This window comes from Streptomyces sp. NPDC002209, from assembly GCF_042890265.1.
In the GTDB taxonomy this organism is placed as follows: Bacteria; Actinomycetota; Actinomycetes; order Streptomycetales; family Streptomycetaceae; genus Streptomyces.
In genome coordinates this window covers 115,396-134,658 of sequence record NZ_JBIARX010000015.1, presented here as the reverse complement: position 1 = coordinate 134,658, position 19,263 = coordinate 115,396, and the positions used below count along the sequence as shown (strand labels likewise).

16 protein-coding genes are annotated in these 19,263 nt (G+C 72.0%); 7 read left to right on the top strand and 9 right to left on the bottom strand.

Annotated elements, in window-relative coordinates:
• Positions 1-91: 91 nt before the first annotated feature.
• The gene (locus ACFYXK_RS25950) at positions 92-685 is read left to right on the top strand and encodes a TetR/AcrR family transcriptional regulator (protein WP_383520354.1); all 594 of its coding nucleotides are present in this window, start codon (positions 92-94) and stop codon (positions 683-685) included.
• Between the two features lie 92 nt (positions 686-777).
• Here the strand turns inward: ACFYXK_RS25950 and ACFYXK_RS25945 are convergent, their stop codons facing one another.
• The 3 genes from ACFYXK_RS25945 to ACFYXK_RS25935 all read right to left on the bottom strand — a co-directional run bounded on the left by ACFYXK_RS25945 (position 778) and on the right by ACFYXK_RS25935 (position 3,585).
• Complete coding sequence (locus ACFYXK_RS25945; RefSeq protein ID WP_389413269.1) at positions 778-1,347, bottom strand: SixA phosphatase family protein; 570 nt, start codon at positions 1,345-1,347, stop codon at positions 778-780.
• A 143-nt stretch (positions 1,348-1,490) separates the two neighbouring features.
• On the bottom strand, positions 1,491-1,973 hold the full coding sequence (locus tag ACFYXK_RS25940; protein ID WP_389413268.1) for a hypothetical protein: 483 nt from the start codon (positions 1,971-1,973) through the stop codon (positions 1,491-1,493).
• Between the two features lie 121 nt (positions 1,974-2,094).
• Positions 2,095-3,585 carry an esterase/lipase family protein gene (locus ACFYXK_RS25935; protein WP_389413267.1) on the bottom strand — a complete coding sequence of 497 codons (1,491 nt, stop codon included), beginning with the start codon at positions 3,583-3,585 and terminating at the stop codon, positions 2,095-2,097.
• A 20-nt stretch (positions 3,586-3,605) separates the two neighbouring features.
• Between ACFYXK_RS25935 and ACFYXK_RS25930 the strand changes: the two genes are divergently transcribed.
• The 3 genes from ACFYXK_RS25930 (at position 3,606) to ACFYXK_RS25920 (ending at position 10,446) form a co-directional block, all read left to right on the top strand.
• Positions 3,606-8,303: a hypothetical protein gene (locus ACFYXK_RS25930; protein ID WP_389413266.1), complete on the top strand. Its 4,698-nt coding sequence runs from the start codon at positions 3,606-3,608 to the stop codon at positions 8,301-8,303.
• Positions 8,304-8,619: 316 nt separating this feature from the next.
• A complete protein-coding gene (locus tag ACFYXK_RS25925) occupies positions 8,620-9,315 on the top strand; it encodes an RES domain-containing protein (protein WP_389413265.1) in 696 nt (231 codons plus the stop codon).
• A gap of 705 nt (positions 9,316-10,020) precedes the next feature.
• On the top strand, positions 10,021-10,446 hold the full coding sequence (locus tag ACFYXK_RS25920; protein ID WP_389413264.1) for an XRE family transcriptional regulator: 426 nt from the start codon (positions 10,021-10,023) through the stop codon (positions 10,444-10,446).
• Positions 10,447-10,466: 20 nt separating this feature from the next.
• On the opposite strand, the gene ACFYXK_RS25915 is transcribed toward ACFYXK_RS25920, so the two are convergent.
• Both ACFYXK_RS25915 and ACFYXK_RS25910 read right to left on the bottom strand, forming a co-directional pair.
• Positions 10,467-11,858, bottom strand: coding sequence for an SMI1/KNR4 family protein (locus ACFYXK_RS25915; RefSeq protein ID WP_389413263.1), 1,392 nt, complete (start codon positions 11,856-11,858; stop codon positions 10,467-10,469).
• Between the two features lie 102 nt (positions 11,859-11,960).
• On the bottom strand, positions 11,961-12,836 hold the full coding sequence (locus tag ACFYXK_RS25910; RefSeq protein ID WP_389413262.1) for a sigma-70 family RNA polymerase sigma factor: 876 nt from the start codon (positions 12,834-12,836) through the stop codon (positions 11,961-11,963).
• Positions 12,837-12,923: 87 nt separating this feature from the next.
• On the opposite strand from ACFYXK_RS25910, the gene ACFYXK_RS25905 reads away from it, so the two are divergent.
• Positions 12,924-13,382 (top strand): carboxymuconolactone decarboxylase family protein, encoded by a 459-nt coding sequence (locus tag ACFYXK_RS25905; protein ID WP_389413261.1) that lies wholly within the window; start codon positions 12,924-12,926, stop codon positions 13,380-13,382.
• 156 nt (positions 13,383-13,538) lie between these two features.
• Here the strand turns inward: ACFYXK_RS25905 and ACFYXK_RS25900 are convergent, their stop codons facing one another.
• The 3 genes from ACFYXK_RS25900 to gntD form a co-directional block, all read right to left on the bottom strand.
• Positions 13,539-14,579: an acyltransferase family protein gene (locus tag ACFYXK_RS25900; RefSeq protein WP_389413304.1), complete on the bottom strand. Its 1,041-nt coding sequence runs from the start codon at positions 14,577-14,579 to the stop codon at positions 13,539-13,541.
• A gap of 283 nt (positions 14,580-14,862) precedes the next feature.
• Positions 14,863-16,140, bottom strand: a complete 1,278-nt coding sequence (locus ACFYXK_RS25895; RefSeq protein WP_389413260.1) for an MFS transporter — start codon at positions 16,138-16,140, stop codon at positions 14,863-14,865.
• A 68-nt stretch (positions 16,141-16,208) separates the two neighbouring features.
• Positions 16,209-17,300, bottom strand: a complete 1,092-nt coding sequence (gene gntD / locus ACFYXK_RS25890) for a guanitoxin biosynthesis L-enduracididine beta-hydroxylase GntD (RefSeq protein ID WP_389413259.1) — start codon at positions 17,298-17,300, stop codon at positions 16,209-16,211.
• Between the two features lie 278 nt (positions 17,301-17,578).
• Here gntD and ACFYXK_RS25885 point away from each other — a divergent pair, with 278 nt between their 5' ends.
• Entirely contained in the window at positions 17,579-17,701 is a 123-nt protein-coding gene (locus ACFYXK_RS25885; RefSeq protein WP_389413258.1) for a hypothetical protein, read from the top strand.
• Between the two features lie 71 nt (positions 17,702-17,772).
• The gene (locus ACFYXK_RS25880) at positions 17,773-18,855 is read left to right on the top strand and encodes a hypothetical protein (protein ID WP_389413257.1); all 1,083 of its coding nucleotides are present in this window, start codon (positions 17,773-17,775) and stop codon (positions 18,853-18,855) included.
• 1 nt (position 18,856) lies between these two features.
• On the opposite strand, the gene ACFYXK_RS25875 is transcribed toward ACFYXK_RS25880, so the two are convergent.
• A complete protein-coding gene (locus ACFYXK_RS25875) occupies positions 18,857-19,258 on the bottom strand; it encodes an ACT domain-containing protein (RefSeq protein WP_383520326.1) in 402 nt (133 codons plus the stop codon).
• Positions 19,259-19,263: the final 5 nt, after the last annotated feature.

Sequence of the window (19,263 nt, the reverse complement as noted above, 5' to 3'; positions counted from 1 at the left end):
CACACTCTCCTTAAGCACAGATCTGTGCGTACGGCAGGACTGTAGACCCTGCGGGCGGCGATAAGCAAATAGTTGTGCTTACGATGTGGGGGTGACTTCGAAACAACCGGCCCCGCGCCTTCGCAAGAGCCCCGAGCAGGTCCGCGCGGCGGTCCACCAGGCCGTCATCGACCTGCTGTCCGACCCCGAGGGCGCGGACCTGACCATCCCCGCCGTCGCGCAGCGCGCCGGGGTGAACCACACCAGCGTGTACCGGCGCTGGGGAAGCCGGGAGGCGCTGCTGGCCGATGTGGTCGTCACCCGCCTCGAACGGGACTGGCCGCTGGCCGACACCGGAAGCCTGCGCGGCGATCTGACAGCGTGGGTGGATGCCGGCGTCGCGAGCATCCGTACCGCCGAGGGGCGGCTGCTGATCCGCGCCGTCGCCCTGTCCATGCCGGGCAGCGCATCGGCTCAGGGCGAGCGGGCGCAGCAGTTCGAGCGCCGCATCGGCGCCATCGAGCGGATCCGCGACCGCGCCACCGCCCGCGGCGAGGTCCCCCCGCCCCTCGACCAGATCCTCGACCAGCTCGTCGCACCGCTCTACCTGCGGGCGATCTTCGGCATCGACCCGCCGGCCTCCGGCTACCCGCAACTCCTCGTGGACCGCCTCCTCGGCAGCGCGGACACGCCGCAGGCGACCTGAGCGGCGGGCTGCCCGGGGGCCTCTTCCACCGCTCGCTCCGCCGGTTCAGTGGGGGCGCCGGGTGACCCGGACTGCTTCACAGCGGCTTCCCGCTACCCCCGGGGGACGGCCACGTCCGTGAGCAGCGCGCTGCCCGCCCGGAGGTCCGACCAGGCGCCCTGCCAGCTCAGTACGGCCACCGCCGAGGTCGGGAACTTGGTGCGGACGCGCTCCAAGGCGTCCCCCACGGCCGCCCCGGCGACCAGCAGCACCAGATCCTCCAGGCCCGGGTTGTGCCCGACCAGCAGCAAGGTGCCGACCTCGGGAGGCACTTCGCGGACGACGCCGAGGAGGTCCCGCGCGTCCGCCGCGTACACGCGCGGGTCGTGCCGGACAGGCGGCGTGCGGTCCAGCTCCGCCGCGGCCAGGTCCCAGGTCTGCCGGGTGCGGTGTGCCGGGGAGCACAACACGAGATCCGGGACGCCGACGGAGCGGGCGAGCAGTCGGCCGGCGGCGGGCGCGTCGCGCAGCCCGCGGGGCCCGAGCGGACGGTCGTGGTCGGCAACCCCGTCCGGCCAGGCGCTCTTGGCGTGGCGCAGGAGCACGAGTCGGCGCGCCGCGCCTTCCGCCGCTGCGTTCCGTACGTCCTGAACCTCGTCGGCGGCCTGGTCGCGATGCCTCATGCCCCGAGGGTAGAGCCCAGGGGGCCCGATGCCGAGCAGTGGCTTCCGGTGGAGCGGAAACAGGGCTGAACCCGCCACGGGCGCCGGCGGCGCGCGCCCGCGCACCGGACGCCGCGAGCCCGGCGTGATCCACAAGACACCCCCTAGTCCTCGACCGGCCGGCCCTCGCCGGCCATGAAGCGCCAGACCAGGGCGTGCCCCAGCACGATCAGGCCGATCAGCATCAGTGCCTCGGCCTGGATGGGGCCCAGCCCGAGGGGGCCGGCGAGTTCGGGGGCGGCGCCGACCACGGCGATCAGGGCGTAGAGCAGCGTGGCACCGGCCTGCTGCCAGGTCAGGAATCGGTCTCCGCCCGACCGGGCCAGCAGCCGCAGGGTGCAGGCGCAGCCGATCAGCGCGAGGACGACGAAGGCCGCCCGCCAGATCTGCGGTTGCTCGGTACCGCCGACCTGGGCGAACAGACCCATCAGGGCGGGCAGCAGGAAGGACAGGTAGATCCCGCCGACGACGCGCCGCAGGGCGGGGTCGCGCATCCAGTCGTGGTGGCCCTGCACCACGTTCCACCACAGGCCCACCAGGGTGAAGCAGGTGGCGGAGAAGAGGGCGTAGAAGGTGCTGACATCCATGGACGACCAGAATGGCAGCATTTGTGTCCCCCGCGGCCGCGCCTCGCCCCCTCCTCGACCGGTACGCCGTCCTTCACCCGTGCGAGGCAGGACCCGCCGGAGCCGACGCCCGGGATTCGGCTCAGTCCTCCGCCTCCGCGAGTGGCTCGTCCGGGTCGGCGGCCATGGCCAGCTGGGTGATGTCGCAGCCGTCCGGGGTGCGGACGTCGATGCGGTACAGGCCCGGGGTCGGGGCGGTCGCCGTTGCGGTGGCCACGCCGTCCTCCCAGGTCAGGGTGAGTGGGATCGGGCGGGTGGGGTTCTCCAGGTCCGTGAGGCGGCAGGTCAGGCCCGAGAGGGTGTCGACGTCGCTGAGGCGGAGCTTCCAGGGCCGGCCCGCCTGGACCAGGTCGGGGGCGCTCAGGCCGCAGCCGGCTTCGCCCTGGGGCGGGCCGGGGTTGATGTCGTCGCGGACGATCTCGGTGACGGCTTCGAGGGCGGTCTGCGCCTTGGCGACGTCGCCGTGCTGGAGCGGCAGGTGGGTGACGATGTCGGTGAGGACCGCCGACTCCTTGTAGACGGTGCCGTCGCCGTACACCTGGAAGTACCGGACGCGGTCGTGCCGGTCGAGGATGAACGTCCCGTCGGAGTTCTGCCGGGCGCCGTCGAAGTGTGCCTCGACCGTACCGTCGGTGATCGTCAGGTTCTGCCAGGTGGGCTGGTTGACGCCGACGACCGAGCGGTGGCCGGGCAGGGTGATGCTCTTCTGGCCGTGGTGGAACCGGGCCGCGTTGCGCGTCAGTTCCGCGTTGCCGCCGATGGCCGCGACGTCGCTGGGGGTGAGGTGGCGTACGTCGTCCCCCGCGCGCAGGCTCCGGTACTGCGGCAGCAGGTCGTGCAGGCCCGGCATGGTGGCGCACATGGCGCGGAGTTTGCGGTGCGGCAGCCGTACGGGGGTGCCGCGGCCGGTGGCGAGGATGACGGCGGCCTTGACCGAGCCCTGGAAGGGCGTGCCGAGGGTGATGACGCCCCGGGTGTCGGCCTGGAGGTCGCCGTCGTAGCCGGGGTCGAGGGCCGCGCGGGTGACGAGCCCGCCCATGGAGTGGGCGACGAAGACGAGCCGCCCCTCCCGCTGGTCGGCGCGGTGCCGGCGGGCCTCGGCGTGGGCGGGGTGGCGCCGCCAGCCGGTCAGGTGGAGGCGCGCGGCGTCGGCCAGGAGACGGCCGTTGGCGGCGACGGGCAGACGCCAGTCGTAGGCGAACTCCAGGATCGCGGCGTCGTCGGCGACGCTGGTGCGGATCGTGTCGACCAGGTCGGTGTACGGCTCGCTGCCGGCGAGGTACGGGGTCCAGGCGGAGTGCTTCAGCAGGCCGGTCGCCTTGATCCGGCCGGTCTTGCCCGCCAGCTCGTCCTCGGTCATGGTCAGGGACTTCAGGCCGGAGGGCGTGGTCCAGGCCTTCAGCAGCCAGGAGATCCCGCCGATGCCCCATACGTCCTTGCCGGTGGTCGTGTCGTGCAGGGTGCTGCCCATGATCCCCGGTACGACGACCACCGCGTCCTGGGTGACGTGGTCGGGTAACTCGTCGGTGCGGTCCCGGTGTCGGCGCTGGTGCGGGTGCGGGTGCTCGTTCATGGCAGTGAAGAATAGGGACCGTGGACGGGGAGCGGGGCGAGATCGGCTTAGCCGATGCCGTGGAGGGGGCCGAGCTGCCGGAGACGGCGGCATCGCCGTCCGCCGGCACCCTGTACGTCCTGCCCATGGAGGACGGGACCGAGCCGCTGCGGCAGGCCCTCGGCGCGCAGCTCGAGGCGGTGTCCCTCTGGTGGGAGCGGCCGCCGCCCGCCGGGCCGGGCTTCGTGAAGGTGGCGCCCGGCGGGCCGGTGACCAGCCGTCACGACGTGGAGCGCTTCCTGGAGACGTCCGGGATCCGGGAAGCGGAGGCGGACGTCCCCCTGGTGCTGTACGTGTCGGGCCACGGCCTGACCTCGGGCGCGGCCAAGCACTTCGCGGTCCTGCGGGACACCGATGCGCAGCGGCTCCTGGCGACGGGGCTGCGTACGACGGAGATCGTGATCGCCGCCCTCGACTCGCACGCCCGGGACGTCCTGGTGATCGTGAACATGTGCGAGTCCGCCGACGTGGGAGGGGAGTTGCTGGACCTGGCACGGAGCCTGGACACCGCGCGCACCACGCGTGCCACGCTCAACGTACTGACCACCGCGGCGCCCAAGATGCAGGTGAGGGGCGGGGAGTTCGCGCTCGTCCTGCGCCGGGCCCACGAGTGGCTGCGCACGGCCGGCGGGATCACCCGCCCGTACCTGACGATGGACGAGTTCAGCCGGGCCCTGTACCAGGCGGCGCAGGCGGTCGGCGCGGAGCTCGGCCGGAGCCTGTCCCTCGACTGCCGTCCGCTGATGGGCGGCAAGCTGCACGTGGCGACCGCCGCGCTGCCGAACCCGGGCTACCGGCCGGAGCAGGCCGCGGTGGAGGAGAGCCGGCAGGAGGTGGCGGCGAGCCTGGAGGACCTGGACTACTGGCTGGAGAAGGCCAGTGGCCGCACCGGCGCCGACGACACCGGCTGGTACTTCTCGGGCCGCAAGCGCCTGAACGCCTCGGTGGTCTCCTTCCTGAAGGGCGCGCCGGGGGTCCTCGTCGTCACGGGCATCACCGCGAGCGGGAAGTCGGCGATCCTGGGCCGCGCGGTGACCTTGAGCGACGCGACGTTCAGGGCGTCGGACCTGTTCGCGGCCGCCGTCGGCCACTGCCCGCAGGACACCGTCCCGGACGAGGGCGCGGTGACCATCGCGGTCACCGCGCACAACCGGGAGCCACTGGGGCTGTTGACGGTCATCGCGAAGAAGCTGGGGGCCGCGGCGGACCCCTCGGGCAGGGACCAGCTGAGCCGCTGGCAGCTGGGGCTGCGCAGGTTCCTCGGCTCGCCCGGCCCCATGGTGACGGTCGTCGTCGACGCCCTGGACGAGGCGACCGATCCGGCGGCGGTGGTGCACCAGGTCCTGGTGCCGCTGGCCGGACACCTGTCCGGCGCCGCGCCGTCGGCGCCCGTGCGGCGCGGGGTACGGCTGGTCGTCGCCGTCCGCAGCAGCGACGGCGCCGCCGGTCTCGTCGCGGACGGTGGTGGTGGCGGTAGTGGCGGCGGCGGTAGTGGCGGCGGCGGGCAGGAACTGCTGGGCCGGCTGCGGGAGGCGTTCTCCGGGGCGGCCGTGCTGCGTACCGACGACGAGGACATGGGCAAGGACGTCGAGGGGTACGTACGCGCCCTCCTGGACGGGGAGGCCACCTGGGCGGGACACGATCTGACCGAGGTCGCGCGGACGGTGGCCGGGGCGGTGGGGCGGTCCTTCCTCGACGCCCGCGTGGCGGCGCACCAGCTGCGCACCGAGGGGCCGCGGCTGACGGCCGACGCCGACTGGCTCGCGCGGCTGGGCGAGGGCACGACGGGACTGCTGAAGGACGATCTGGCGAGGTCCGCGGAGGACGGCCTGGGAGCGGACGAGGCGCTGGCGCTGCTGCGCGCGACGGCGTTCGCGCAGGGGCGCGGCATCGCCTGGGGCGAGGTGTGGCCCGCTGTCGCGTCCGCCGTCCACGGGGAGCCCGTCCGGGATGCCGATGCCAAGATCCGGGTGCTGCTGGAAGGCCGCCTGGCTGGGTATCTCACCCGTGACGTGGAAGAGGACCAGCGGGTGTACCGGCCGGCGCACGAACGGCTGGCCGCTGTCCTGCGCGCCTGGCCCGTGGGCGGCGCGGCATCTCGTGGGGGGATGGGAATGACGGATGGTCAGGATGAGCCTGCCGATAAGCCTGATGAGATTGATGAGCCTGATACACCCGATACGCCTGATGCGCCTGCTGCGGCCGGCGGGGCTGATGGGGTGACGGGGACCGGCGCGACGGGGGACGCGTACGGGGACGGGTGCGAGGACGGCTTCGGGGACGGGTGCGGGGACGGCTCCGGGGACGGCTTCGGGGACGATGCCGCCGTGCACGCCTCCATCGCGCGGGCGCTCGCCGATCTGGCCGCGCCGCACGTCGCCGGCCGCGCCGCAGGCACCGCCCCGCACCCGTACGTACGGCACTACCTTGCGCGCCACGCCCGCCTGGGCGGGGTCCTGGACGACGCGCACGTGCCGGCCGACGTGCTGCCGTGGCTGACCGGCAGCCCGATCCGCGGGCTGCTGGGCCCGGCCCGGGGGCAGGAGGGCCGGCTCTGGCTGGAGGCGTGGGCCGTGGTCGAGCCGTACCTGCACCGGGCGGACCGGGAGGACCACCCCTCGCGCCTGGCCAGCCTGCACCTGGCGTACACGGCGCTGCGCCATCCCGGCCAGCCGCGCCCGCGCACCCCCGAAGAGGCCGCGGGGCCGCTGGCGGTGCTGTGGTCCCGGTGGGCGCCGCCCGTGAACGTGCTGGCCACCCTCGGCGCCACCGTGCGTTCCCTGACGGCGCTGCCGGCCCCCGACGGGCGCCCCGCCCTCGCGGCGGGCGACGACGACGGGGGCATCGAACTGATCGACGCGGTCGAGGGAACGGCGGTCCGCGAACGGATCGGCGCCCACGAGGGATCCGTACGGCACCTGCTCCTCGCGCCGCGCCCCGCGCAGTCGCCGCTGCTCGTGTCCGGCAGTACGGACGGCACCGTCCGCCTCTGGGACCCCGCGACCGGCCGCCTCGTCGACCAGGTCCACCGGCCCGGCGGGATGTGGATCGCCGACGTGTGCGCGTACCGCGACAGCGGCCACGAGCTCGCGGTGTTCTGCGTCAACGGGGACGGGGTGGTGGTCTGGTGGAACGAGCGGATGGGCCCGCTGGACCTGCTGACCCTGCCGGGGGACACACCGCGTACGGAGACCACCGCACTGGCGGCGGTGCAGCAGGAGGCGCCGCGCCGGCCGCTGCTGGCGATCGCCGACGGCGCGTTCCTGGCGTTCCGGGACGCGGCGGCCGAGGTGGAGGTGGCGCGCTTCGAGTTCCCGGCCGACGTACGCGTACTCGCTCCGACCACGCGGCCGGGGACGGTCGCGGCCGGCCATGCCGACGGGAGCGTCACCGTCTGGGACGCCGGCGGACCGCTCGCCACCCTCACCGGCGCCGGCGAGCCGGTGAGCAGCCTGGCCGGCCTCGTCCTGGGCGAACGCCACCTCCTCGCGGCCGGGGCGGGCAGCCGCATCGCCGTGTGGGACGTCTCCCGGTGGGACACCGCCGCCCAGGAGCCGCCGGGGCTGCTCGGCGGGCACACCGCCGCAGTGACCGCGCTCAGCCCCGTCGCCGCGCCGGATTCCGGGATCCTCGCGTCGGCCTCCTGCGACGGCACGCTGCGCCTGTGGAACCGGGAGGTCCTGGAGCGGGCGCTGACCGCCGCCCGTACGCCGGCCGAGCCGGCGCCGACGGGCGGGGTGCTGCTGCTGCCGGAGCCGGGGGACTTGGGCCTTCCGTCCTGGTTCGCGCTCACCGCCGACCGCCCCGGCATCGACGTCCGGGACATCGTCACGGGGGACGCGGTGGCCCGGATCGACACCGGGCGGCCGCCGTCCGCGATGGCCTGGGCGCACCGGCGGGAGGGGCGCGTACTGGTCTCGGCCGGATGCGAGGACCACTCCATCCGGCTGTGGGACGCGGGTACCCGGCAGGCACTGCCGGACGCCTTGGAGGGGCACTTCCTCCCCGTCCGCGCCCTTGCCGCGTGCAGCACCGCCGACGGCCGGCACCTGCTGCTGAGCGGCGGGGACGACGAGACGGTCCGGCTGTGGGATCTGGACCGCCTGGCCCCGCTGCGGGAGTGGACCGGGCACGGCCTGCGGGTCCGGGCGGTGGCTGCGGCGTCGTGCGTGGACGGCGGGGACTGGTTCGCCTCGGCCAGCTCCGACGGCACCGTACGGCTGTGGGACGCGGAACCTGGTGGCGCGCTGGGCGGGACCCTGCGCTGCGACCAGGGGCTCCTGCACGCCGTCGCCATCAACCCCGGTCCGCTGGGCGGCCTTGCGCCGCATCTGGCCAGCGGCGGCGACACGGGCACGGTGCGGCTGTGGGACCTGCGCGAGCGCCGCCCCCTGGGCGAGCCGCTGACCGGTCACACCGCGGCCGTGCACGCCCTGGCCCTGTTCGACGTGGAGGGCCACGGGAGCTTCGTCGCCTCCGGCGCGGCCGACGGGACCATCCGCGTCTGGGACGCCGCCACGGGGCAGTGCCGACTGCTGCTCGCGGCGGGGAGCCCCGTACGCGGCCTCGCCGCGCACCCGTCGGCGGCCGGCGGGCGCGTCGTGCTCTCGTTCGCCGGGGACGCCGGGGCCGCCGCGGTGGAGATCGACCTCGCCGAATGCCGGGCGGGCGGATCCTGATCATCCGAGCCCGATCACCCGGGCCCGATCACCCGTATGCGCCCCCTGCGTTCCTTCGTGCGCCCCCGATGACCACCGCAACGCGGTCGCGTTGGTCGTACCAGAGCATGAAAATGATCGTTCGGCATGTGCCACGGATCAATACGCCGTGGGGCGCGCGCCATCCGCTCATGAGCGCCCTCATGGGCATCACACCGTCACGAGACCGGCTCTCCCGGCGGCCGGACCGCCCCGCCGGCCCGGCCGCCCTCCGCGAGCCACGAGCATCACCGGCCCGCGCCTCGCGGAGGGCGGCCGGAGCAAGGAGAGCGGCCGCATGAGCCGGGACACCGCACAGCCGGACGTCGTCCTCGTCCCCGCGCCCGACCACGGCGTCTGGCGCCTGGGAAAGGCCAAGAACCCGGTCACGTACGAAAGGATCAGCCAGGAGGACGCGTCCCGGACGGGCGGAAACCGCTGGAGTCTGGTCAGCTACGACACCCTCTACTGCGCCTCCCAGCACGACGGGTGCTTCGCAGAGGCGTTAGCGCCCTTCCGTGTGGACCCCAAGATGAGGGAGGTCATCGGGGACGAGTGGATGAAGCCGTCCTACATGACCCCCGGCAAGATCCCCCGCGACTGGACCACGCGCCACATCCTGGTCCGCCTCCAGCTTCCCAAGGAGGCCCGCTTCCTCGACGTGGACGACGAGCGGACCCTGGAGACGCTCTCCCGTGAACTCAAGGACGAGCTGGCGGAACAGGGCGTGGACAGGCTCACCATGGAGCACATCCAGGGGTTCAACCGCCGGATCACCCGGCTGATCTCGGCGTGGGCCATCACCCAGCGCACCGGCCCCACGGAGCAGGAGCGCCTCATCCACGGCATCGCCTACCGCTCCCGCTTCGGGATGCGCCAGTGCTGGGCCGTCTTCAACGACGTGGAGCTCAAGCAGGAGGAGACCAGCCTGATCTTCCCCGAGTCGGAGGCGCTGCGGCGGGTGGCCGAGGAGTACGACCTGACGATGCTGTGACCGCTCCCCTCACTCCCCCCTTGACCCCCGCACGTTGCCCACCTGAAAAGGTGACTGAAACCGACCTGAAAGCCGCTGTGCAGCTGTCGTCCAAAAGAGCGAAACAACCCGTTCCCTGCCGCCGCCACGCGGCTGGCCACCCTCTCACTCCAACAACATACGCACAGGTCAAGACGTAAGTGCGGCTTCAAACCCGCCAGTTGACGTACCGTCGAGAACGTGCTGAATTCTGCCTAAGAGGTGGAGTTGGAAGGTGATAATGGGTAACCTAACTGGTACGTAGACCGACTTGGAGCATGTGGGGGATCTCATGAGCAACAGCCGTTGCGCCGTCAGTGCGTTCTTAGCCGTGGGGCTCGCGCCACGCGTCGCGGCGCCACCGCCCGCCACGGGCTCTGCACCCTCAGATCACCCCTGTCGTCCATGTGCCGGATCCCTGCGGACCGGAATACATCGATGCTGAGCGCCGACCGCTGACCGCTGGTCGGCACGCCCCACCGCACCCGCGCTGGTACACGCTTCCCGGCGGGTCGGGAACACCTCCACGAAGCGTTCACGGCTCGCCGAGACCGAGCGTCCCTTCCGTCTGCCCTCGCGGCAGTACGCGACAGCCAGGTCCTGCGGGCACACCCCGACACCCGTCGCCTGAACACGCGACCCGCCACCGGACGGGCGCGAAGTCAGGGCAACGAGGGAGACCTGACCATGCCTTCTGACACCACCACGCCCCCCGTCGCCGTTGCCGTCGCTGTTGCCGTCGCCAAGAGCGTTGCCAGCGCCGAAAGAGCCCACGTCGCCACCGTGCGCATGCACATCAGCGAGATCGCCCGCTTTCTCCAGGAGAACCTGGGGCAACGCCTGACCGCGCGGATCGCCAACATCAACGATCCCAAGCAGGTCGGCAAGTGGGCATCGGGCGACACGACGCCCCGGCCCGAGTCGGAGCAGCGCCTGCGCGCCGCCCTGCAGGTCTTCCAGCTCATCCAGGACGCCGAAAGCCTCTACACGGCACGCGCATGGATGATCGGAATGAACCCGCAGCTCGAGGACGAGGCGCCGGCGCAGTGCATCGCCGACGGCAGGATGCGCGACGTGATGGTGGCGGCCCGGGCCTACGTCGACGGCGGCTGACCCGCCGCGCACCGGATCGGTCATGCCGCGGGGCCGAGGTCCCCTTCGAGGAGCGTTTGTACGATCCGGGGCCGGTCCCAGAGGGCCAGGATCTCGTTGGCGATGTCCACGACGGGCAGGTGGTCCTGGTCGCGCACCTTGACGGCTGCCGCCTTCAGGGTGCGAGGGACGGCTCCGGCGTCCAGGAGGACGCGCCATTCCTCCGCGCCGAGTTCCAGGAACTCCAGTCCGGTGAGCCCGGCGACTTCCAGGGGGTCGGCCAGCGTGCCGGGGAACGCGGTGAGCGTACGCAGGCGGGGCAGGCAGGCGACGGGCGCGAGGCTGAACGGCCCGCGGCTGAACGGCCCACCGTCCCGGGCCTCGACGGACAGGACTTCCAGGGCGGGGTGGGCCGCGGCCTCGACGGTCTCGAAGTGTCCGTGTCCGTGTCCGTATCTGCTGCCGACCGTGGCCACGGCCGGGGGCCGGTCCCTGCGGCGATCCGGCTGCTCCTCTCTCATCCGGCCCAGGACGAAGTCGGTGAGGGAATCGGCCACGAGCTCGGCACCGAGGCTCTGCTCGTGATCGATCAGGATGACCTGCCCGAAGTATCCGCCCGGGCCGGGAGTCAGGTCGACCGCGAACTCGTCGCCGCCGTTGGTTCCGAAGCCGATCCAGCCCGGTGAGCCGGCCAGGCCCTGCACCGCGGCGTCGGGCGGGGTGTCGACCGCGTCCGTCGCGGCGAGATCCCAGCCGGGATGGCGCATTGCCCCGTCGGCGCTGTACAGGTGTTCCAGCGCGCTGAACTCGCAGCCGACCGCCGTGTTGACGCGCTCCATCGCCGCATGGTCGTCGCGCCAGTCCTCCCACCGGGGGATCACCCGGTAGAGCACCTTCATCTCGTCGGACAACGTGACGCCCAGACGCGCTTCGGCAGCGGCGATCTCCTCCTCCGTGGCACCGACCGCGTCGGGCAGCCGCTCGCGGAGCGTCCGCTCCAGCAGCTCGAGGTCCGCCGAAGGGGCCGACGCCACCCCGGGCAACGGGTCGGGGAGCTGTCGCCAGGGCTCGGCCCGGGCTCCTTCGACCAGCACGAGTACCCCCAGGTCCGGGTAGCCGAGGGCCGGTTCCACGGCCGGGCTGGGCCACACCAGGCCGAGTCCGGTCCTTCCGTCCGGCCGGACCTCCGCCCTGAACGCGACCTCCTCGACCCCGTCGCGGGCGAGCGCCCTCCGTATGTCCTCCACCGCGGTCTGCTGCGCCGCCGACATGCGTCCCGGATGGGCCAGACTCCAGCCGCTTCGGCCGATGCGTCCCGCCACGCGGGCGGAGCGGCCGGCACGCCTGTGCGCATCGCCGCCCAGCATGAGCCGCAGCACGGGCTCCCACGCCACGAAATCCCGTACCGAAGACGAACGTTCTTGATCAACCATGCGCAGACCGTACGCGCACGCTGTGACAGTGGATGCCAGCACCGTGTCTGCGGGGTCCGGCACGGACCCCATCGAGGACGAGCGGGCCTCGCCGGCAGGACGTCACACCGGGTCCGGCAGGTCCATGAGTGCGAGTTCGGCCGGATCGACCACGGCGGTGATCCCGGTGATGCGGCCGTCGGCGACGACGAAGACGAGGAGGGAGAGCGGGGTGCCGTCCTCGCTCCAGGCGATGACACCGGGGAGGCCGTTGACGGTCGCCGCGTGTCCGCGAGCCGCGCCGCCGGCCACGCGTGCGCGGGTGGCGACTTCGGTGGCTCCGAGCGTGACGAACCGACCGTCCGGGGTGTGGACGGCGAACTCCACTTCGGGGTGGAGAACCTCCAGCAGCTGCTCGAACCGGCCCTCGCGGGCGGCGGCCAGGAAGGCCCGGACCACCTCGCGTTGCTGTCGTCCGGAGCTTGCGGGCCGCTGGGCGGCCCGTACTTTCCTGCGGGCGCGGCTGGTGAGCATTTTGGTCGCGTCGGCGGACTTCCCGAGGATCGTGCCTATCTCCCCGTGGGGCACGGCGAACACGTCGTGCAGGACGAACGCCAGCCGCTCGTCCGGGCGCAGCGAGTCGAGGACCGTGAGGAGCGCGAGGCCTACGGCGTCCCCGAGCGCCACGAGGTCTTCCGGAACGGGGGAGTCGTCGAGCGTCACGGTGAATTCGGGCAGCCGGTCGTCGAGGGCGACCTCGGGGCGGGTCCGGCCCGACCGCAGGACATCGAGGCTGATGCGGCCGACCACGGTGGTCAGCCAGCCGCCGAGGTTGTCGATGGTGCCGGTGTCCTGGCGGGAGAGACGCAGCCACGCCTCCTGGACCACGTCTTCCGCGTCGGCGTGTGATCCGAGGACGCGGTGGGCGACGGCTCGGAGCCGGTCGCGGTGGGACTCGAAGGCATCGGCGACCGGATCCGCGGGATGGGCGTCGGGCATGTTGTTACCTTCCTCGAAACTGCTCCGTCATAGGGGTGACGGGCGCGAGCCCCGGAACGTAACCCCGATGAAGGAGTGCGCTCTCCCATGCAGAACCGGCTCAGGAACAAGAACGCGAACAACCCCGACGTGTGGACCGCGGTCCATCACCTCCAGAAGGCGATCGCCGCCGGGGGCGTCGACCCGAAGCTGCTCGCGCTGGTCCACCTGCGCGCCAGCCAGATCAACGGCTGCTCGGCGTGCGTCCACGCCAGTGTCGCCGCGGGGAAGAAGGCCGGTGACACCGACGAGCGGCTGCACAACGTGGCCGCGTGGCGTGAAGCGCCGTTCTACACGGATGCGGAGCGCGCGGCGCTGGCGCTGGCCGAGGCCGCCACGCGGCTGCAGGACGGTGCGGAGGGAGTCACCGACGCGATCTGGGAGGAGGCCAACGCCCATTTCACCGAGGAGCAGATCGGCGCGATCAACCTGGAGATCGCGCTGACGAACTTCTACAACCGGATCAACCGCACCATCAAGGAACCGGCCGGCCAGACCTGGGGCTGAGCGCGGCCCCGAGGCCGTGACCTCACCGGCATGCTCGGCACGGCCCGCCCGACCCCGGCCGGCCTTCGACGCATCAAAGCCGTGGTCGGTCGGCCGTCGGACGCCACCGGTCCGTCAGCCGTACCGTGCCGTAGTCCCCGGGAACCGATCAGCGATTCAGCCGGCCTTCACCGCGTCCGAGTGCGCACGAAGAGAGGCCACGCCCCGGGTGAGGCCTCTCTTCAGCACTGTGGACAGGGGTCGCTCGATGAAGCGGTGGACCAGCCAGGCGGCGACGACCATGCCAAGCGTCATGACGGCGACGAGCGCCCAGGGCGAGAGGTGGTTGCGGAGCAGCCGGATCCCGGTCCATCCGATGTGTTCGTGGAGGAGATAGAGGGGATAGGTCGTCGCACCTGCGACGGTGAGCCACTTGCCCCTGACCCAGTTCAGCCGGCCGAGGGCGAGCGCAAGCATCACCAGGTAGCCGAGGGTCATCAGGGCGATGGCCGGCTTGGCGTCCATGGTCCGGCCGAGGCTGACGGCGAGAGCGTCGTTGTAAAGGGCGACCTGGCGGACCGAGAAGAGCCACGAGATGGCGACGATGCCCCACAGCAGCAGGGTCGGCCGGAAGCGGTGCATCAGGTACATGGCCACACCTGCGATGAAGTAGGGCGAGTACTCGGGCATGACGATGTAGTCGGCGAAGGGCGCCCGGCCAGCCGTGACCAGCACCGAGGCAACCGTCCACAACGCGCAGAAGAGGACCACCCGGCGGTAGGTCACGCCCTTCCACACCACCAGGGCGAACAGCAGGTAGAAGCGGATCTCGACCCACAGCGTCCAGTACACGGCGTCCGCCGATGCGACGCGGAACGGCTCCTGCAGCATGGTGAGGTTCAGCAGCACGTCCTTCAGGCCCAGGGGCTGCACGACCAGCGGCCACAGCGTGACCACGGCGGTGGTGGCCAGGACGGCGAACCAGTACGCGGGATAGAGCCGCACCACACGGGACGTGAAGAAGTCACCCAGGCTGCGCCCCCAGCTGCTCATACAGATCACGAAGCCGCTGATGACGAAGAAGAACTCCACCCCGGTCCAGGTGTACGAGGCAAGCCAGGAAGCGGCGGGGAACACCACATCCACCGGCTTGGTCCAAGCGTTCTTGGATGCCTCAGCATTTCCGCCAAATCCGACATAATGATGAAAGACGACCATCAATGCCGCAATCAGGCGAAGTCCGTCCAAAGCCTCCAGCCGTGGGCGCTTCCCAGCCACTGGAACAAGCACCGGATCCGCTGCACGCCGCAGGCTGGGTATGAGGTGGTTCTGCATCCGGCAGATCCTACTGCCCGGGCCATGACCTGGGCCTTGTGGCTCATGCGGCGACAGCCTGGCCGGCCCTGTGCGGGCTGCGGCCGGCTGCGGAACCGCCCGTGGTCCCGCAGCAAGGGCTGCGGGACCACGGGCGGGTTCGGGTTTTCCCCCTTGAGCGGGGCCCTTAGGCCACGGCCCCGGGCTGTCCGACGGGCTGGGCGGCGGGTTCGGCGGACTTCTGGTCCTCGGCGTCGGCCGGGGGTGCCGTGAGCGTGGCGCGGGCGGAGAGCAGCGCGGGGCCGCACAGTGCGAGCGCCAGGAAGATGCCGCCACCGGCGATCACGAAGACCAGGCGGGCGTGGCTGTCGGGGCTGAGCAGGCTGCCGGCCAGGTAGCCGGCCGTGCTGCCGAAGAAGGCGGCGGAGGACAGCGTGCCGCCCACCCGGCCCAGCACCTCGGCGGGCACGGCCTTCTGCAGCAGCGTCTCCTCGCCGACGTTGGCCACACCGTTGCCCAGGCCCGCGATCAGCTGCATGGCGATCGCGGCGAGCAGCACCGGAGCGGCGGCCGTCAGCAGCAGGCCCAGGCCGGTGAAGAACCAGCCCGCGAGCAGCACCCACACGGGCGAGCGGCTCTCCGCGGTGCGGACCAGCCACAGCGATGCGGCGACCATGGCGACGCCGAACGATGCGGACAGGATGCCGTATCCGGTCTCGCCGGTGTCCAGGGTGTGCTCGGCGAGGAAGACCAGCGCCAGGTTGTCGAGCGAGCCGAAGAACAGGCCGAGCAGGAGCAGCAGCACGATGGCCCGGGACACCCGGTGGTGCCGTACGAACTTCAGCCCCTCGAGGGTGTCGCCCAGCAGGGTCCGCCGCTGGCCGGTGCGCAGCGGCTCGAGCGCCGGGATGCGGGTCAGCAGCAGGGCGGAGACGACGAAGCTGCCCGCGTTGACGGCCAGCGCGCCGTACTCGCCGCCCCAGGCAGAGAACACGCCGCCGAGCACCGGGCCGAGTGCGGCCTGGAGGTTGAAGGCGGTGCCCATCCACGCGTTGGCGGGCATCAGGTCCTTCTCGTCGACCAGGCGCGGCACCACCGTGCGACCGGCCGCGGAGAAGACGGTGGAGGCCGCGGCGGCCACCGCGACGAGCGGCACGAGGACGGCGAGTCCGGGCCGTGCCAGTACGACGACCCCGAAGACCAGGGCCTGGACGAGCTCGGCGGCGATCAGCAGGCGCCGCACCCCCATCCGGTCCGCGAGCGCCCCGGCGAGCGGTCCGAAGAACCGCGGCACGGACTCGGCCAGGAGGATCAGCGACACACCGGTTCCGGCGTGGTCACCGCGGCTGACCAGCAGGACGAGCGCCACCATGGCTGCGCCGTCGCCGACGAGCGAGACCGCGCGCGCCAGCCAGAACCGGCGGAACAGCCGGTGGCGTCGGATCAGATTGGGTTCTGCGGCCAAGGCCTTGAATCCTTTCAAGGGGAAAACGGTCGGTCCGCGCGCGCGGCGTGAGCGCTTGCGGCAGTGGGTCAGACCACGGCCCGGCCGTGGTCGCCGTTCCGGGATCCGGCGCTGCGCCGCAGATCGGCCGTGAGGTTGATGCGCTTGAGCCAGCGGTCGGTGCCGTCGTAGCGGGGCGTGAACGGCCGGCGGCCGTGCACGGCACGCTTGTTGTCGATGACGAACAGGTCGCCGCGGCCGATCACCACGTCGGTCAGCTTCGCCTCGATCGCGGCCAGCAGTGCGTCCTGCGCCTGCGCAGCCTCCGGGTCGAGCGGGTTGGTGTGCATGAACGGCGGGTCCACGCGCAGCCACGGGGCCGCGGGGTCGCCCTCCAGCAGGGCGATCGGCTCGGGCCGGTTCGCCATGGTGTCGATGCGGCGGAACTGCTCGGCTCCGGCTGCATCCGCCGCGTCGGCGGCGCCGGTGGCCACGTTGAAGCTCTTGGAGTGCGACTCGTCCGGAAGGATCGCGAAGCGCTTCTCGAAGAGGACGGCGCGGTGCTCGTCGCTGAGCTCTATGTCCTCCATGGCCGCGAAGGTCGTGGGGACCGCGTCGTGGTTGCGCAGGCCCAGCAGGATCATCCAGTCCGCGCGGTGCGGGTGGAAGGCGTCCTCGGTGTGCCAGTCGAGCATGGCGGTCGATCCCGAGCCGAGCTGGCTCAGCTCGTGCCCGGGCACCGGGTACAGGTCGAGGAGCAGTCGGCCGCGCTGCTGGCTGCTGAACGAGAAGGGCTCCCCGAGCAGGGAGCCGACCAGGCTCAGCACCGCGTCCGCGTGCCGCAGCTCGGGGCGGTCGGGCCGCTCCTGGTAGCTCATCGGGGTGGGGCCCAGGGCGTTCTCGTCGATGAGCAGCCCGCCGATCAGGAAGCCCGCGTGCGGGGACCCGGCCAGACGGAATTCGGTGAGCAGCCGCCGCAGCGAGCGCGGCAGCTCATGGGCCATCAGGGCGGCGAGTTGGAGGGATCGACGGGCATCCAGCGAGGCCGAGGCCCGCGCGTACTCATGGGCGAGTGCGGCCACGCTGTGGCGCTCGTCGGGCAGGAGTTCGATGCGCGGGACTCCCGGTCCCGGCTGTGCCGCGGTGGCCGGTGCGATGGGGGCCGGTGCGATGGTCTGCATGATGGCTTCCTTCCTCAGGAGACGTGAGGTTGCGGCAGCCTCTCAGGATCCACTCGAATGTCACTCAAGACGTCGCGCGCCACCGCAACCCGCCCAGCCTTCCATCCCGGCGAGCCGGCCCGCGTGCCGCCTCCACCGCGTCTCAAGCGGATCTGTAGTGAAGCGGGGTGTTCTGTTCTCGGGAAAGGCCGAGACCCCGAGCGGTACCGGCCCCGACCACACCGGAACCCCGCAACCTGCGGGTCCGGAGCTCCACCGGAACACGACTAGGAGTCGAAGTGACCCAGAACAAGATGGACCAGCAGTCCGTTCAGGCCAACAACAAGCCGGCGGCCCAGAAGAAGGCGTCGATCAGCTCCCGCATCAGCAAGTACGGGAAGTACGACCGCCTCGAGGGCTGATTTTGAGTCGTGCTCCGGGGTGTGAGTGAACAGCACTCACACCCCGGCACGCCTTTACAGGGGAGGTTTCCTTGAGCACCGCACAGCCCGTACCGATCAGCCCGGAGCAGTTCCGCAAGGTGTTCGGGGGTGACCTCGCTGACGTCTTCCTGCTGGTCACGTCGCCGGGCGTGCGCAGCGCGCTCACCGTCGAGACCGGCACCGTCCCGGTGCAGGAGTTCACCTGGACCGGCCCCGACTCCCGCGCGGGCCTCATCGCCGAGATGGCCGCCATCCGCGACTCCGGCCGCCGCGCCTCCGTCCTGTGGATCGCCGACGACGAGTTCGTCCACTTCGACGACGAAGACCTCGTGGGCATGGCCATGGGCGCCTTCTCCAGCTTCTCGGTGCCCTTCTCCGTGGAGAGCCTGCGCAACAACATCCGTGTCGTCGCCGATGTCGACTACGAGCGCGAGCTCGGCATCGAGGAGGAGTTCCTGACCCTCCTCGACCAGGCCGACGACATGCTCTTCCTCGGCCGCGAGTTCGGCACCGAGGCCGTCTTCCAGCACCAGCTCTCCGAGCACTGGTTCTCGCTGCACGGCCCGCTCCTGCCCGGCCAGCAGGTCGTCCTGCCCACCGGTGAGCTCAGCTCGCTGGTCAACGCCTCGGGCGAGTTCGAGCTCCACACCCACTTCACGCTGAACGGCGAGATCACCCTCCAGGGCGCGCCGATCGTCCACCGCGGCGGTCACGAGACCAGCCTCGCCGAGACCGAGCAGGTCTACCGCGACCTCGCCTCCATGGCGGACCAGCCGGCGATCATCACGCTGGCCGAGGGGCGCATCACGGCGGTGCGCCCGGCCGTCGCCGGACGCACCGAGTTCGCCGTCAACCTCGAGAAGCTGCTGGCCAAGGACGACCGCTACGCCAAGCTGCACGAGATCGGCTTCGGCACCAACGCCAGCTGCTCCCCGCTGCTCCCGGGCAACCACTTCGCCAACGAGCGGCACCCCGGCGTGCACCTGGGCCTGGGGCTGGGCACGTTCACGCAGTTCCACATCGACCTGATGAGCACCACCATCGACGTGGTGATGCGCGGCGTGGACGGCCGCGACGTGGAGCTGTTCCCGGCCCTCGGCGTGGCGCCGGCGCGGATCCTCACCGGCGTGTGAGTCAGTCCGACGACAGCATGTGCCCGGCCGCTTCCAGAGCGGTCCGGGCCTGCTCGTACTCCCCGGCCGGTACGAGTACGAGGTCCGCGTCGAACGTCGACGCGGCGAACACGCCGATCCCGGCCCCGGCCAGCGGCACCAGCACGCTCGCCAGCATGCCGGGCAGGTCCAGGGAGTGCGCGCCGGTCCCGTACAGCCCCCGCCACGGACCGCTCGCGCCGGACGCGCCGGGCAGCCGCTCGGCGCACACCACGGTGAGCCCGTCCCGCGCCCGGGTGACCGAGGACCACGGACGGCCGGGCAACAGGGGCACAGGTGCGTCCGCCGGCAGGCGGTGCACCCACAACTGGTCAGGGAGGACGTAGAAGTGCTGCGGAACGATGGTGACGGAGAGTTCGGCCATGCGGA

Bases quoted from the DNA above. Each gene is read 5' to 3' on its own strand.
- ACFYXK_RS25910 (WP_389413262.1), bottom strand. From the start codon at position 12,836: ATGCCCGACGCCCATCCCGCGGATCCGGTCGCCGATGCCTTCGAGTCC.
- gntD (WP_389413259.1), bottom strand. From the start codon at position 17,300: ATGCAGACCATCGCACCGGCCCCCATCGCACCGGCCACCGCGGCACAG.
- ACFYXK_RS25915 (WP_389413263.1), bottom strand. From the start codon at position 11,858: ATGGTTGATCAAGAACGTTCGTCTTCGGTACGGGATTTCGTGGCGTGG.
- ACFYXK_RS25900 (WP_389413304.1), bottom strand. From the start codon at position 14,579: ATGGTCGTCTTTCATCATTATGTCGGATTTGGCGGAAATGCTGAGGCA.
- ACFYXK_RS25940 (WP_389413268.1), bottom strand. From the start codon at position 1,973: ATGGATGTCAGCACCTTCTACGCCCTCTTCTCCGCCACCTGCTTCACC.
- ACFYXK_RS25920 (WP_389413264.1), top strand. From the start codon at position 10,021: ATGCCTTCTGACACCACCACGCCCCCCGTCGCCGTTGCCGTCGCTGTT.
- ACFYXK_RS25925 (WP_389413265.1), top strand. From the start codon at position 8,620: ATGAGCCGGGACACCGCACAGCCGGACGTCGTCCTCGTCCCCGCGCCC.
- ACFYXK_RS25875 (WP_383520326.1), bottom strand. From the start codon at position 19,258: ATGGCCGAACTCTCCGTCACCATCGTTCCGCAGCACTTCTACGTCCTC.
- ACFYXK_RS25945 (WP_389413269.1), bottom strand. From the start codon at position 1,347: ATGAGGCATCGCGACCAGGCCGCCGACGAGGTTCAGGACGTACGGAAC.
- ACFYXK_RS25905 (WP_389413261.1), top strand. From the start codon at position 12,924: ATGCAGAACCGGCTCAGGAACAAGAACGCGAACAACCCCGACGTGTGG.
- ACFYXK_RS25935 (WP_389413267.1), bottom strand. From the start codon at position 3,585: ATGAACGAGCACCCGCACCCGCACCAGCGCCGACACCGGGACCGCACC.